The organism is Paenarthrobacter sp. Y-19, assembly GCF_029223985.1.
Classification (GTDB): Bacteria; Actinomycetota; Actinomycetes; order Actinomycetales; family Micrococcaceae; genus Arthrobacter; species Arthrobacter nicotinovorans.
In genome coordinates this window covers 3,777,379-3,791,608 of sequence record NZ_CP119414.1, presented here as the reverse complement: position 1 = coordinate 3,791,608, position 14,230 = coordinate 3,777,379, and the positions used below count along the sequence as shown (strand labels likewise).

General features: G+C 62.3%; 12 protein-coding genes and 1 pseudogene. 8 read left to right on the top strand and 5 right to left on the bottom strand.

Going from position 1 to position 14,230, the window contains the following annotated elements; genetic code table 11:
- Positions 1–1,023 precede the first annotated feature (1,023 nt).
- The 3 genes from PYR64_RS17730 (at position 1,024) to PYR64_RS17720 (ending at position 4,585) form a co-directional block, all read left to right on the top strand.
- Complete coding sequence (locus PYR64_RS17730) at positions 1,024–2,397, top strand: MFS transporter (protein ID WP_275776738.1); 1,374 nt, start codon at positions 1,024–1,026, stop codon at positions 2,395–2,397.
- A 28-nt stretch (positions 2,398–2,425) separates the two neighbouring features.
- Positions 2,426–3,682 carry an aminopeptidase P family protein gene (locus tag PYR64_RS17725; RefSeq protein WP_018780314.1) on the top strand — a complete coding sequence of 419 codons (1,257 nt, stop codon included), beginning with the start codon at positions 2,426–2,428 and terminating at the stop codon, positions 3,680–3,682.
- Between the two features lie 87 nt (positions 3,683–3,769).
- On the top strand, positions 3,770–4,585 hold the full coding sequence (locus PYR64_RS17720) for an IclR family transcriptional regulator (protein WP_275776732.1): 816 nt from the start codon (positions 3,770–3,772) through the stop codon (positions 4,583–4,585).
- A 78-nt stretch (positions 4,586–4,663) separates the two neighbouring features.
- Here the strand turns inward: PYR64_RS17720 and PYR64_RS17715 are convergent, their stop codons facing one another.
- On the bottom strand, positions 4,664–5,710 hold the full coding sequence (locus PYR64_RS17715) for an IS30 family transposase (RefSeq protein WP_275776730.1): 1,047 nt from the start codon (positions 5,708–5,710) through the stop codon (positions 4,664–4,666).
- A gap of 362 nt (positions 5,711–6,072) precedes the next feature.
- On the opposite strand from PYR64_RS17715, the gene PYR64_RS17710 reads away from it, so the two are divergent.
- The gene (locus PYR64_RS17710; protein ID WP_275776728.1) at positions 6,073–8,121 is read left to right on the top strand and encodes a glycoside hydrolase family 28 protein; all 2,049 of its coding nucleotides are present in this window, start codon (positions 6,073–6,075) and stop codon (positions 8,119–8,121) included.
- 159 nt (positions 8,122–8,280) lie between these two features.
- Here PYR64_RS17710 and PYR64_RS17705 read toward each other — a convergent pair whose 3' ends face one another.
- Positions 8,281–8,760, bottom strand: coding sequence for a DUF4383 domain-containing protein (locus PYR64_RS17705; protein WP_018779978.1), 480 nt, complete (start codon positions 8,758–8,760; stop codon positions 8,281–8,283).
- Positions 8,761–8,917: 157 nt separating this feature from the next.
- Here PYR64_RS17705 and PYR64_RS17700 point away from each other — a divergent pair.
- The 3 genes and pseudogenes from PYR64_RS17700 to PYR64_RS17690 all read left to right on the top strand — a co-directional run bounded on the left by PYR64_RS17700 (position 8,918) and on the right by PYR64_RS17690 (position 10,812).
- Positions 8,918–9,882, top strand: a pseudogene (locus tag PYR64_RS17700) (hypothetical protein).
- Positions 9,883–9,976: 94 nt separating this feature from the next.
- On the top strand, positions 9,977–10,348 hold the full coding sequence (locus tag PYR64_RS17695) for a metalloregulator ArsR/SmtB family transcription factor (RefSeq protein WP_275776725.1): 372 nt from the start codon (positions 9,977–9,979) through the stop codon (positions 10,346–10,348).
- Positions 10,345–10,812 (top strand): SRPBCC family protein, encoded by a 468-nt coding sequence (locus tag PYR64_RS17690; RefSeq protein WP_275776723.1) that lies wholly within the window; start codon positions 10,345–10,347, stop codon positions 10,810–10,812. Before PYR64_RS17695 ends, PYR64_RS17690 begins: the two co-directional genes overlap by 4 nt.
- Here the strand turns inward: PYR64_RS17690 and PYR64_RS17685 are convergent.
- Entirely contained in the window at positions 10,809–11,459 is a 651-nt protein-coding gene (locus tag PYR64_RS17685; protein WP_275776720.1) for a LysE family translocator, read from the bottom strand. The genes PYR64_RS17690 and PYR64_RS17685 overlap by 4 nt on opposite strands.
- A gap of 101 nt (positions 11,460–11,560) precedes the next feature.
- Here PYR64_RS17685 and PYR64_RS17680 point away from each other — a divergent pair, with 101 nt between their 5' ends.
- A complete protein-coding gene (locus tag PYR64_RS17680) occupies positions 11,561–12,016 on the top strand; it encodes an Lrp/AsnC family transcriptional regulator (protein ID WP_082010247.1) in 456 nt (151 codons plus the stop codon).
- 28 nt (positions 12,017–12,044) lie between these two features.
- Here PYR64_RS17680 and PYR64_RS17675 read toward each other — a convergent pair whose 3' ends face one another.
- A complete protein-coding gene (locus PYR64_RS17675) occupies positions 12,045–12,680 on the bottom strand; it encodes a hypothetical protein (RefSeq protein ID WP_275776716.1) in 636 nt (211 codons plus the stop codon).
- Positions 12,677–14,182, bottom strand: a complete 1,506-nt coding sequence (locus PYR64_RS17670) for a WXG100 family type VII secretion target (RefSeq protein ID WP_275776714.1) — start codon at positions 14,180–14,182, stop codon at positions 12,677–12,679. Before PYR64_RS17670 ends, PYR64_RS17675 begins: the two co-directional genes overlap by 4 nt.
- Positions 14,183–14,230: the final 48 nt, after the last annotated feature.

Below are 14,230 nucleotides of genomic sequence, written 5' to 3'. Positions count from 1 at the left end.
TTCCGCGTGCTTGGGCTGGTCGCTTCCCCACATCCCACGTGCTTGAGCTGGACGCTTGCTCACATCCCACGTGCTTGAGTCGGACGCTTGCTCACATCCCACGTGCTTGAGCTGGTCGCTTCCCCACATCCCGCGTGCTTCTTTCCGACGCTTGCTCGCGTTCCGCGTGTTTGGTGCGGACGCTTGCTCGCGTTCCGCGTGTTTGGTGCGGACGCTTGCTCGCGTTCCGCGTATTCCTTCCGACGCTTCCTCACATCCCACGTGTTTGAGCTGATCGCTTCCCCACATCCCGCGTGCTTCTTTCCGACGCTTGCTCGCGTTCCGCGTGTTTGAGCTGGGTGTGATCCGGGTTTGACCCAAATCGCCGGGAGTCTGATGCTGCCCGCTTGTCCGTGAGTCGCGAGGCCCGACGTCGGCACCCAGGCTGGGTGCCGACGTCGGGCTTTCCCTCTTGTGCGGCTGAGGGAGGGGTGGGTTGAAGGGCGGGGGTGTGAGGGAGGGGTGGGTTGAAGGGCGGGGGGTGTGAGGGAGGGGTGGGTTGAAGGGCGGGGGTGTGAGGGAGGGGTGGGTTGAAGGGCGGGGGTGTGAGGGAGGGGTGGGTTGAAGGGCGGGGGTGTGAGGGAGGGGTGGGTTGAAGGGCGTGGGGTGTGAGGGAGGGGTGGGTTGAAGGGCGTGGGATGTGATGAAGCGTTGGGTTGAAGGGCGTGGGGTGTGAGGGAGGGCTGGGGTTGAAGGGCGTGGGGTGTGAGGGAGGGTTGGGGTTGAAGGGCGTGGGGTGTGATGAAGCGTTGGGTTGAAGGGCGCGGGATGTGAGCGAGGGTTGGCGAGTTTCAACGCTCAGTGCAACTTAAAATCACCCAGTGCAACAAATGGCAAATTCGACCTCGCTCCCACGCTCCGCAGCACTTCGCCAGAGAAGCCGCTCGAAATTTTGCAAATCACCCCTTGACCGTGATCCACAGCACACATACTCTGGTGCAACAGCGTTGCGTTGAATGCAACCCCAATGATTTTGGTGGACACATGAGCAATGAATCCTCTGTGGCAGCCGAGCAAGGCACCTCACCCGCCTCCGGCCACAACCACACACCCAGCCCCAAGAACACAGCCAGCAAGAACACAGTCAGCAAAGACACCCGACGGCGGGTTGTCACGGCCAGCTTCATCGGCAACTTTGTCGAATGGTTCGATTACGCCGTCTACGGCTATCTGGCCGGCATCATCTCCTCGGTCTTCTTCCCTGAGTCCGACCGGCAAACCGCCCTGCTCGCGACCTTCGGAGTCTTCGCCATCAGCTTCTTCGTGAGGCCGCTCGGCGGCTTCATTTGGGGCCACATCGGAGACAGGCTCGGCCGCAAGCAAGCACTCAGCCTCTCGATCGTCCTGATGTCGGTGGCGACTTTCTGCATCGCCCTGATCCCGGGCTACGCCACGATCGGCGTCATGGCGCCCATCCTTCTCCTCCTGGTCCGGGTAGTCCAAGGCTTCTCGGCCGCCGGCGAGTATGCAGGCGCGTCCGCCTTCCTGGTGGAGTACGCACCGGCCAATCGCCGCGGACTCTATGCCGCCGTCGTGCCTGCAAGTACGGCAGCGGGACTGCTGCTGGGATCCCTGCTGGCCGCCCTGCTGAGTTCGATCCTCACCACAGAGCAGCTGAACGAATGGGGCTGGCGCCTGCCCTTCCTGCTTGCGGCACCCATGGGCCTGATTGGTCGGTACATCCGGACCAAGCTGGAGGACACGCCGGCATTCCGTGAACTGGCCGAGAAGGACACCGCAGTCAAAGCACCTGCCTTCGCCATGTTCAGGACCTACCGGAAGCAGCTCATCATCGCCACCGGTGCGGTGCTGCTCAACGCCGTCGGCTTCTACGTGATCCTCAGCTACATGCCCACATACCTGTCGGAAGAGCTGGGCTTCGGAGCCACGGAATCGTTCCTGGCCACCACCATTGCCCTGGCCAGCTACATCGGCTTCATCTTCCTGACCGGTATTGCCTCCGACAAATTCGGCCGCAAGCGCATGCTCATGACGGCGTCAGTCCTCTTCATCCTGCTGACGGTCCCGGCCTTCATGCTCCTGGACGCCCGCAACTTCCTGGTGATCGTGTTGGTGCAGATCCTGCTGGGCGGGATGCTCACCCTCAACGACGGCACCTTGCCCAGTTTCCTCGCCGAACTCTTCCCCACGAAGGTCCGCTACACCGGCTTTGCTGTCAGCTTCAACCTCTCCAACGCCCTGTTCGGCGGCACCGCACCGTTCATGGCAACACTCCTGATCGGCATGACCCACAGCAAGCTGGCCCCCGGCTGGTACCTCGTGGCCGCCGCCCTCGTTTCCCTCATCGCAGTCCTTTTCGCAGCAGAAACGTCAAAGAAGCCGCTGCAGCAGGACTAGTCAAACCAACCCATTGAAAGGAACCACCATGACCATCACCGAAAACGAGTCCGTCAACGATGTCGCAAAACTCGAGCGCACCAAGGTCCTTCACAACGGCGGAAAGGTTTCGCTGACCTTCTCCGACGCTGAGTTCGAACGCCGCCTCGCCGGCCTTCGCAGGATTATGGCCGAGAAGGACCTCGACGCCGTCGTCCTCACCAGCTACCACTCCATCAAGTACTACTCCGATTTCCTCTTCACCTACTTCGGCCGGTCCTACGGCATGGTGGTCACCAAGGATGACACGGTCACCATTACGGCCAATATCGACGCCGGTATGCCTTGGCGCCGCAGCTACGGCGACAACCTCGTGTACACGGACTGGCGCCGCGACAACTACATTCATGCCATCCAGGAAGTCCTGCGGACCCGCGGCATCAACCCGCGCCGCATCGGCGTCGAGGATGACTCGCTGCCCTTGGACAACCGAAACAAGATCCAGGCCGCGTTCTCCGGCGCGACGCTGGTGGACGTTGCGCAGGCGGCCATGCGCCAGCGCATGATCAAGTCCGACGAAGAGATCGCTGTCATCAAACACGGCGCGCGCATCGGTGATTTGGGCGGCGAAGCCATCCGTAACGCGATCACTGCGGGTATCACGGAGTACGAGGTTGCCCTGATCGGCACCGAGGCCATGGTCCACGAGATTGCCCGGACCTTCCCGGACTCGGAAATCCGCGATACCTGGGTGTGGTTCCAGTCGGGCATCAACACCGACGGCGCCCACAACTGGGCCACCACCCGCAAGATCCAGGAACACGACATCCTGTCCCTGAACTGCTTCCCGATGACCAGCGGCTACTACACCGCCCTGGAGCGCACCCTGTTCTACGGCGAACCGGATGCCCGCTCACTGGAACTGTGGAACATCAACGTTGAGGTCCACAAGCGCGGACTGGAACTCATCAAGCCGGGCGCTGTCTGCAAGGACATCGCTGCCGAGCTCAACGAGATCTACATCAGCCACGGCCTCCTGGCGAACCGGACCTTCGGCTACGGCCACTCGTTCGGTGTGCTCAGCCACTACTACGGACGTGAAGCCGGTCTTGAACTGCGCGAGGACATCGACACGGTCCTCGAGCCCGGCATGGTGGTTTCGATGGAGCCCATGATCACTGTGCTGGACGGCCAGCCGGGCGCCGGCGGATACCGGGAACACGACATCCTGGTGGTCGGCGAGGACGGTGCGGAGAACATCACCAAGTTCCCGTTCGGCCCCGAGTACAACATCATCGGAGCCTAGGGTGCAACGGCCGGCGGGCGCAGTGCACGGCGTCCGCCGGCCCCGGTCCGGAACTTCCGGACCGCCGCGGCGAAATATAGTGAACCCATGACTCCCACGGAAACCAGCGAGACTCCTGACGGCAACAACGGTAACGGCGACAGCAAGAGCACGTCCGTCATCGTCAACGCCATCGCGGTGCTGAGGAGCTTTACTGCAGACGAGCCGCTCCTGGGGGTCACCGAAATCGCGGGCCGGATCGGCCTGCACAAGAGTACGGTGTCTCGCATCCTGGCCACGCTGGAGCAGGAAAACCTGGTAGATCGCGACGTCGATTCGCGCAGGTTCCGCTTGGGGCTGGGGATGATCGCGATGGCGGGCCCCCTCCTGGCGGAACTCGAAGAGCGACGCGTGGCCTACCCCGTCCTGCGGGAGTTGACCGAACGCACGGGCGAGACGAGCGCCCTCATGGTGTGGAACGGCGTCGAGTCCATGTGCGTGGAGCAGATCCCCAGCCGCCACCAGGTGAAACACCTGGCCCCGCTCGGAGCCCGCTACAACGAGGCATTGAGTTCATCGGTGCAGGTGTTCCTTGCCAACGAAGACAAGGACAGGGTGCGGAACCTGCTGCGCAGTGGTTCCATCACCCTGCCGGGCCTGGACGAAGCTTCTGTGGAAAGTTACCTGGCTCGGCTTGAAGAAGCCGCTAAACGGGGCTGGGCCGCCAACTTCGGCGAAACCTCCATCGAAGAGGTCGGGGTTGCTTCGCCGGTCTACGACCACAGGGGCGACATCGTGGCCTCCGTCTTGATTCCTGCCCCCAAATTCCGGGTCTCACAGGACACCCTGGCCAGCCTCGGCGAAGCCTGCGCCGCAGCGGCGGCCAAGGTCACCTCACGCCTGGGTGGCCGCTCCCCGCGGTAGTTGCCCATCCGCCGTCGAGGTGACAGATGATGCCAATGTTCCCCGGGCAAAGTCAATTGGTGGGAGCAACGCTGGGGGTTAGGCCGCTTGTAGCAGCTGGTTTAGCCGGTTGGCTGGGGTCTCGAGGTTCAGTGTTGGTCTGGGGCGGCGGTTGAGTTTCGCTGCGACCAGGCGGATGTCCTCGGGGGTGTGCACTGAAAGGTCAGTGCCTTTCTCGAACCAGAACCGCAGGAGCCGGTTGGTGTTTTCGTTGGTGCCGCGCTGCCAGGGCGAGTGCGGGTCGCAGAAGTACATCGTCGTATCGAGAGCGGTCTGGATTTTTGCGTAGTCGGCCAGTTCGGTGCCGCGGTCCCAGGTGATCGACCGGCGCAGGTGATCCGGGAGGGAGGCCATCTCCCGGATCATCGCGGCGGCAACGGTTTCCGCCGTGTGGTCCCCTGGCAGGTGCAGCAGGATCGTGAACCGGGTTGAGCGTTCCACCAAGGTTCCGATCGCTGTCCCGTTGGCGCCGATGATGAGGTCACCTTCCCAATGCCCGGGCACTGCCCGGTCCTGGACCTCGGCGGGACGTTGGCTGATCTTGAAGGCCTCTTTATAGGGGCTGTTGGCGCGCCGGTCAGTGCCGTGGGGGATGCGTTGTTTGCGTTTCAGGCTGAGCTTTTCGGCCAGGTCCGCCCGCAGGTTCCCGCGGGTTTGGACGTAAAGGGCCTGGTAGATCGTCTCGTGGCTCACCTGCATAGTCTGATCGTCACCGAAGTAATACGCCAACATCGAGGAGATCAGCTTCGGACTCCACCCGTCATCCATCCAGACGCCGATCAGCCGGCACAAACCCTCGTCCTTGGCCAGCCTGAAGGGTTTGGGACGGCGCCTGTCCTGATGCGCTTTGGCGTGAGCGACCGAGGCGTAGTACTTCCCGTCCGCGCTCGTGTGGCGTTTGACCTCCCGCCAAACTACGGACTTATCCCGCCCGATCAATGCGCCGATCTTCGCGTAACTGAGGCCCATCCGCACACCCATCTGGATCATGCCTCGCTCTTCCAGACCCAACGCACGGCCAGGGCCCCCGACTGAAGGAGCAGGATCGGCAAGACCTCCGGCAGCACCCCGGTTCACGGTCATCATTAGGCCAGACTGAACCCACCAATTGTGCCCGGTAGCGTGCACCGCCCCGACACGCCGGGCAGCAGTACGAACAGGCATCCCCGCACACACCAAATCAAGAAACTCAGTACGCGCAGCCTTGGGGAACAACTTGACTATAAAACGCTCCATCAATCAGAGCGTTGCAACGACCCTATGACTTTGCCGCGCGAACATTGTCATCAAATGGCATCTCGGCGCGCAACCAAGTGCTTGACCCCGCCCCCAAAACCTTCCTAGGGTGTTCTGAGAAAACGTTTTCTTGCTGTTTCCCAAACATTCCCGGAGAGCCCTGAGCCTCCAAGTACCGGGGCACGCCGTTGTGCCCCGGGGAAGGATCATCCATGCGATTGACCCGAAGAAAACCGGAAATACGCCAAAGCCTGGGCGGCGTAGCGCTTGCAGCAGTGATGGGGTTGGGCTGTCTCGTGGCCGCGGGCCCGCCGGCCACTGCGGCTCCCGCAGGCAAAGCCGACAGCCCGGCATGTTCCAGCTCCAGCATCCACCTTGATTCAGGCAACGGCAGGGCCCCACAAAACCTCTGTGTCCCTGCGCAGGCTACCGGCAGCGACAAGACGCTGCTGGTGTGGAACAAGCCGGACCTTTACGACGACGTCGTGGACTATCGCGTCTACTTGAACGGCAGTGCGTTGGGAACCGCGGAGGAGAACGCGCGGATCTTTTCGCCCGCCCAGGAGTACGTGGACGCGTTCCGGGCCGCCGACAAGGATGGATTCCACGTCCGGACTGTGGCCCACAACTTCACGGTGACCGGCTTGTCGCCGCGCACCAGCTACCAGTTCAGCGTGACCGCTGTGAGGAAAGACGGAACCGAGTCTCCGGCGAGTGGGCCAATCACCGTCACCACCACGCCCGAACGGCACCAAGTCACCATCACCAATCCCGCGTACAAGGCTGTGGGCGATGGAAAGACCCTCAACACCAAGGCAATCCAGAAGGCCATCGATACCTGTCGAACACCGGGCTGCACTGTGGTGGTTCCTGCAGGTACCTTCAAAACGGGGGCACTTTTCCTCCACTCGGACATGACCCTGGAACTCCAGGAGGGCGCACGTCTGCTCGGCTCCGACCAAGCGGAGGACTACCCCTTGGAGAAGGGCTATTACCTCTACCCGGTACCTGAGCCCCTCCCCGCCGAGGCCGAATACAGGAACTACCGCCGGCCGCCGTCGCTCCTTAATGTCCTTCCGGACGACAACGGCCGCTCGACGGCGGGACGCGAACCTGGCGCTGTGGCCAGCAATGTCCGCATCGTCGGCAAAGGCGTGGTGGACGGAAACGGGTGGAAGCGCACTGCCGAGGGGTCGATAGTGGATGAGGCGGGGAACGAACTTCCGCAATACGCGGCAAGCTCCGCCGGCAAGGTCCTGGACGATGGCTTGTTGGCGGCTGACCAGTTCCGCAGGGCCAAGGAGCGCCCGGAATCCCTCATCGGGGTGATCAACAGGCCGGAAACCCTGGATGACTCCGTACTGTACGGCCAATACCGCTCCAGCTTGATGACCTTCATGGGAGTAAAAAACCTGTACATCGAGGGAGTCACAGCGGACAACCCCGCGTTCCACGGTGTGATGATCCTGGACACGGAAAACAGCACGGTGAACGGAATGCGGCACACCACGTTCAACGCCAACAACGGTGACGGTCTGGAGTTCGGCGGTGCAAACAACGGCATTGTCGTGAACAACTTCTTCGACACCGGAGACGACCAAGTCAACTTTGCGGCCGGGCAGGGCAAATACGGGGCGCAGGGCCGGCCGAGCGAGAACGTCTGGATCTTCAACAATTACATGCGCATGGGCCACGGGGGAGTCGCTGTCGGTTCCAACACGGCAGCCTGGGTGCAGCGGGTCCTCGCTGAGGACAACGTCATGTACAAAGTTGAAACCGGCGGCCTCCGGATGAAAAGTACCTCGGACATGGCCGGAGGCGGCCGGGACTTCCTCTTCCGCGACACCGCGATGGCCTGCATGGGCAGCAGTGCTTTCATCATGTCGCTCAGCTATAACCAGTCACCGTCCGGATATGTCGCCGCTGAATCGGCCACGTTCAAGGACGTGGTGATACGGAACATTTCCGTGGACGGCAACAACTCGCCCACCTGCGGCATGGCTGTATCCGACAGCAAACCGGTGATCGATATCCAGGCAGGGCCGTCCCTCGGCGAAGGAACGGCCACCCTCAGCGCCTTCACTTTCCAGGACGTGGTGTTCCGGAACGTCAACCCCGCCAACATCAAAGGCCTGCAGGATTCCACGTTTGACGGCGTGACGTTCCAGAGCGTGCGGAACAACGCCAATCCCTGGCGCCTGGACCAGTACTCCACGGGAAACACGTTCACGGATGTCCATCCCATGCCGGCGGCACAGTAGCGCCCGCCGCTGCTGGCGCCCATCCGCCGTCGAGTCGGCATTTGATGACGATCCGGGGCGCAAACATTGTCATCGAATGGCATCCCGGGACAAGGAAAGGCGGCCGTCCCCGGGAAGGGGGCGGCCGCCGTCGTTGTTCTGCCAAGCGGCGTCGAAGGGTTACATCTTCCTCCGCGTCGCGCTGGTTTCGTCCATGACGTCCCTGCCGAGCCATGCACCAAGGCCGATCATGGCAACGCCAAGGATCAGGTGGAGCCAGTTATCGGCCGTGTTGAACGGGACAAAGTTGGCGCCCGTTTCCTGGTTGATGACCAGGCCGTAGATCCAAAGAACGATGTACACAGCGCCGCCGCCCAGGAGGAACAGGCGGGCCATGCGGTCGTTCCTTGCCATGGCCAGTCCGGCCGCGCCGAACAGCAGGTGAACGATGTTGTGGAGTATGGACACTTGGAAGACTCCAAGCAGCATGGCGCCGGATTCATGTCCCGCAAAGGTCATGGCGCCGTAATTGGTGGTGATTCCCGGGATAAAGCCCAGGACGCCTACCAGCAGAAATACAATGCCAACGCCCATGGCGGTGTTGCGAAGTGTCAACCCCATCATGTGGTGGTGTTCGGCGGGGTGCGAAGCGGTGGTCATCAGTCCTCCCTTTCACGCGGTTATCCGGCTCTTCTCCTGGAGAGCCGACCTGCGGCAAGGGGTGTCGCCAAACCTTGCCGACGCCGCCATAATACTCCTGAAATGCTCTGGATAGCAGGGGGATGAGCGCAGTTCAGGCGGCGGTTAGCATGGATTCATGAGCCAAGTGCCGAATGGTCGGGTGCACACGATTTTTCATGACGTCCGGGACCTGACGCCCTTCCGGGAAGGGTACGTACGGACGCCGGTGCGCGGACTCGCCGACGGCGTAAATGGAGTCCTTTCCGGTGTCCTCAGCGGCCGGGACCACGCGCGCTTGTCCCTCGTGGGCAGTGTTCCCAGGCTGAAGATTCTGTCCTCCAAGCCCGCCAAGGCCATGCATGAGGCTGTGTTCTCCTCCGCCGATCCGGACCGTCTCCTTGCGTTCGCCCGGATGAACCCGGGCTGGGCGGGCTTGTGCCACATCATGGCAGGCCTGCTTGTCTATAAGCACGGCGGGTTCTTGCGGGCGTCGGAACTGCTGCAGCGAGGGTTGACAACCAGGATCGACGACGACGCCAGCCAGTTCTCGGCCATGTACCTTGGTCAGGTGGTCACCCGGGTTGAGGTCGCCGAACGCATCGAGGTGCCGGTGCTGTTCAGCGAAGAGTCGGTGTTCCTGGCGCTGGCCCACTGTCTGCGGGAAATGGGGATGACCGAAGCCGCCCTCGAAGCTGTGGCAGCTTTGCCGCCGTCGTTGCCTTCTGCCTTGGCGCGGTGCACGGCTGCGTTCTCCTTGGAACGCCACCGCGATGTGGTGGTCTGGACGGAGGGACTGCTGAACACGGACGACCTCTCGGCCGCGTTGTTGCTGATCAGGGCGCGTTCCCAGCGGGCGCGGGGCGACTTTGAGTCTGCCCAGGCGGCGAAGTCCTTCGCCGCAGGAAAACCAACCTGGCATTGAAGAATGACGCCCTCACTGACAGGGCCCTCTTGGCGTTGGACCAGGGACGCCGGACGCTGACGCCGTGGTCCCGACGGGCTGCCCCGCCGGCGGAGCTTGAATCGGTGGAGGTCATCCGCAAAGACGCCGAGATGCGGCGCTTGTGGGAGAACGACTTCAGGCAACTGGGCGGGGAGTAAAAGACCGTTGCACACGAAGGGGTGCAGGCGTATTCTCTTAATCAACCAATTGATTTATCAAGCGATTGGTTGATTAAGGAAGGTTTGCTGGTAAATGACACAGGATGCTCCAGGCCAAGACGCCCTGGACAAGGCCTTTATGGCGCTGGCGGATCCGGTCCGGCGGGCCATCGTTGCCCGGCTTTCCCGGGGAGATGCCACCGTCAACGAGCTCGCGGAACCGTTCGCCATTTCCAAGCAGGCGGTTTCCAAGCACATCCAGGTCCTGGAACACGCAGGCCTGGTGACCCGCTCCCGGGAGGCCCAGCGCAGGCCCGTCCACCTGGACGCCGCAGCACTGGAACGCCTGACGGCGTGGATTGATCAGTACCGCCTGATCGCCGAGTCCCGCTTCCGGCGGCTCGACCAGCTGCTCGCCACCCACACCTCCCCACAGGAACAAGCAAAGAAAGAGGAACTGCAATGAGCAACGAAACCACCATCACCGCAGACGACGGCGCCCCCTTCGTCGATACCGTTCGGGAATTCGACGCCCCCGTCAGTGCGGTTTTCAAAGCCCACGTTGATCCGGACCTCCTGGCCAAGTGGCTGGGGCCCCGGGACGCCACGCTGAACGTCACCAAGTACGACGCGACCGCCGGCGGCAGCTGGCACTACGAAAGCGGACATGGGGACGAGATGTTTGGTTTCCATGGCATCTTCCACACAGTGGATGCGGATGAGCTGATCATCATGACGTTCGAATTCGATGGAGCCCCCAACCAGGTCGGCATTAGCAGCACCACCTTCGAGGAAATCGACGGCCGCACCCGGATCGTGGCGCACGAGGTCTACCCAACGGTTGAAGCGCGCGACATGGCCTTGGCGACCGGAATGAACTACGGAGTGGTGGAAGGGTATGAGCGCCTGGACGAACTGCTCGCCACCTAGAACGCCTGGAAGCGCAGCACGAGTGGAAGAACCTGCTCCGACAACAGCACCGTCCCCAGCCCGATCATGACGATCCCGCTGGTCAGGGTGACGGCCCGTGCGGCGCCGGGCCGGGAGGCCAGCAGCTTCCTGGAGGTCAGGGCCACGGCGGTGTAGACCATTCCTGCAAGGATCACGAACGTCAACCCCAGCAAGCCCGACTGCACCGGGACGGGCAGCGCCGCATCCGGGCTGACGAACTGCGGCACCAGGGCCACGAAGAACAGGAGCCCCTTGGGGTTGATGCCGCTGGTGCCCATGCCCTGGAAGAACGTGCGGATCTGGTTTCCGGAATTCACGACGCCGTCTTCCGCACTGAAGGTTGCGGCTCGCCACGAGCGGATGGTGCCGATGCCAAGCCACAGCAGGTAGGCCGCACCGGCGATGGTCAGCCACCCGAGGAGCCCGGGAACCCCGGCCAGGAGCGCAGCGAGTCCGGCAGCCATCAAGAGCGTGTGGATCACGTAACCGCTGCAGAGGCCGGCAACAGCGGGAACGAAGCTGCGCTGACGCAGGCCCGCCGAAATCGAGTACGCCCAGTCGACTCCCGGTGTGCAGGCCAGGGTGACTGCCACGAGGACGAAGGCGAGGAACAGCTGCGGGTTCACGATCTCTCCAGAGTTAGTTGGTACGAAAACTCTAGGTAAAAAGCGCCCATAAGTGTTCCCGTTTTTAGCTCTGAAGAGCCGGTTCTCGGTAAGATAATTGCGTGATTGACGGTATCGATAGAAGTATTTTGCGCCACCTCAAAGAGGATGGGCGGATGACGGCCACAGCGCTGGCTTCCAAAGTCGGTTTAACCGTCGCTCCTTGCCATCGAAGGCTCCGCGACCTGGAAGCGACAGGGGTCATCCGCGGATACCGCGCAGACATCGACCCCGCCGCCGTGGGGCTTGGTTTCGAGGCGATCGTCTTTGTGACTTTGCGCCAAGTGGACCGGGGAACGATGGCCGCCTTCGAGGCCAGGGTCACCGCCAGCCCCAACATCGTGGAGGCCCAGCGCCTGTTTGGTTCGCCCGATTACCTGTTGAAGGTCATTGCCGCGGACCTGCCCGCTTATCAGCGTTTCTACGACGACGAGCTTGCGGCCCTTCCAGCGGTGGAACGGCTGACGTCAACGTTGGTCATGAAGAACCTGAAGACCAACATCGGGCCGCCGGTTTAGCCTGCCCGCAGGCCGTTCAGCTCGCCGTTCAGCTGGCCGGGCTCACGTGCACGATGATGACTTGGGTGTCTTTGGAGCCGTCGAAGCGGAGGTCGTAATTGACCTCCAGCCCGGTGCTGGTCCCCGACGTCAATGAGTAGTCGCTCTTGGCGGAAGGGTCCTTGCTGGTGGAGGAAATCCAGCGTTCGGCGTCGTCGGCGTCGATGCCGTACTTGTCCACTCCCTCACGGATCAGGGCGTTGAATTCCTCTGCGGAAGCTGCAGTGAGGAAGTACGTGACCTCGGTGAAATCAGGGCGCGCGTCGGTGGTCTTGAACCGGATCCGGTCCGTTTGTGCGGTGATCTCTCCGCTGGGGCCGACAATGGCCAGGTTGATCTTCCCGGAGTCCTGGGTGTTGATTTCCGGGCCGTAGCTGTCCTCGGATACACGCACAGCCGATTTCTGCAGGCTGCCGCTGCTCATGTCCAGGCGCGCTTGCTTGTCGGTCCTGATCCGGTCGACACCTGCGGCATCAAGCGTGGAGAATTCCGAGGTAATCACTGTGCTCCCTTGGGAAGTTGATGGAGAAGCGGGGACGGATAACTGGCATGCGGTGGTGGTGAGGATTCCCAAGCCAGCCGCCACGGCGATTGCCAGCCGCGAAAGCCACTTGGTCCGGGTCATTGGTGAACCTCGGCATCGAAGCCGTCCAGGAAGCGGTCCATGATTCCCGGAATGTTGTTGGTGGGTCTGTACTGTTCAACGCGGTCGTTGAAATCCGAACCTATGATGTCCCGGGCCTGTTGGGGATTGTTGGCCAGCAGGTCCTGGTAAGCGGGGAGGGTGTCCTGCTTGATGAGGGCCCAGCGTTGCTCGGCGTCGGCGATGTTGCCGTCCGGGAAGCCGGTGGTGAAGTCCGTCCGGAACTGCGTCGGGTTGTCCCAGTTGGTGAAGGGCAGGTTCTCCGGGCCGGGGCTTTCCACGCTGAACTTGTAGGGGAAGACTTCCGGGTAGCTTTTCGCGCCGGGAATCGAAGGCTCGCCGGCGAGGGTGACCATGTACGTCACGGCTTCCCCTCCCGGATGGTTGCGCATGTCAGTGTAATCGTCGGCGATGATCTCGTTCTGCTCCCGGTACAACAGGGCCGTGTTGCCTTCCTTGACCTGTGCGGGATCGCCGGAATCAATCTGGGCCCATGCTTTCGCAGTTTCCGGGTCGATCGCACCAGAGTCCCTGAGGCGGTTGATTTCGTCGATTCCACCGTTCATGTAGGCCTCGTGCTGCCGGGCCTGGTCCAGGAAGATCTCTTTGTTCATGTCCAGCATGGACGTTTCGTAGAACTTGATCTCGGCGTCGGTCATGCCGGCAAGCTGCTCGATCTGGTCGAGAACCGGGATGGGGATGTCCGACGCCGGATTGTCGGCGATCTGCTGTGCCAGATCGCGGAGCATGGCCATGTCCTTGAACCCGCCGGCGAAGGAAGGGCCGATCATATTCGCCATGCCGGCCCACTGAAGGTCCGGGTTGGACAGGAAAGCCTGCCCGTAGAAGTCGTAGACCTTTTTGATGGTTTCCCAGTTGTACTCGGTACCCTTGCTGGTGTCCCACGTGGACGGGTCGATCCCCATCTCCCGCATGGCTTGTTGGTTCCAGTAATCGCTGAGGAACTGGGAGTACTCGGGCGATTTCTTCTCGATCAGGCCCGAGTCGGCTGCGGCATCCATGGCGGCCTTGGCGTCCTGGGGATGTTCGAGCGCCCACTTCTTGAATTCGTCGCTTCGAAGGTACTGTGCCCGCTCTTCGGGCGTCATTCCGTTCAGCAGATCCGTGAGCTCCTGGCCGTTTCCGCCGGAGCCGCCGTTTCCGCCGGAGCCGCCGGTTCCGCCAGCGCCGCCGGAGCCGGATCCGCCGGCCCCGCCATTGCTCGCGGCGGCCTGTTCGTCGGCGTTCTTCAACAGGCTCCGGGAAGCGGCCTTGATGCCGGAAGCCGCGCTCTGGAGGGCCCGCAAGTGCGAGCTGTTCCATTCGTGACGGAACCGGTCGCCGTCGTTCCCCCGCCAGGGACTGTTGGTGATGGACCCCGACAACTGTTGTCCCAAGGTGGTGAGGCTGTCCGCATTGCGGGCCAGTTCCTTGGCCAGCTGACGCAGCTGTGCGACGTCTGAGCCATAGAAGTTACCCGCCACGTCGCCCCCATTGTTGTGTGCTGATGATCTGGCCCCATCCTAGGCCGC

Coding starts and splice junctions, on each gene's coding strand:
- PYR64_RS17730 (WP_275776738.1), top strand. CDS start 1,024: ATGAGCAATGAATCCTCTGTGGCAGCCGAGCAAGGCACCTCACCCGCC.
- PYR64_RS17725 (WP_018780314.1), top strand. CDS start 2,426: ATGACCATCACCGAAAACGAGTCCGTCAACGATGTCGCAAAACTCGAG.
- PYR64_RS17720 (WP_275776732.1), top strand. CDS start 3,770: ATGACTCCCACGGAAACCAGCGAGACTCCTGACGGCAACAACGGTAAC.
- PYR64_RS17715 (WP_275776730.1), bottom strand. CDS start 5,710: ATGATGACCGTGAACCGGGGTGCTGCCGGAGGTCTTGCCGATCCTGCT.
- PYR64_RS17710 (WP_275776728.1), top strand. CDS start 6,073: ATGCGATTGACCCGAAGAAAACCGGAAATACGCCAAAGCCTGGGCGGC.
- PYR64_RS17705 (WP_018779978.1), bottom strand. CDS start 8,760: ATGACCACCGCTTCGCACCCCGCCGAACACCACCACATGATGGGGTTG.
- PYR64_RS17695 (WP_275776725.1), top strand. CDS start 9,977: ATGACACAGGATGCTCCAGGCCAAGACGCCCTGGACAAGGCCTTTATG.
- PYR64_RS17690 (WP_275776723.1), top strand. CDS start 10,345: ATGAGCAACGAAACCACCATCACCGCAGACGACGGCGCCCCCTTCGTC.
- PYR64_RS17675 (WP_275776716.1), bottom strand. CDS start 12,680: ATGACCCGGACCAAGTGGCTTTCGCGGCTGGCAATCGCCGTGGCGGCT.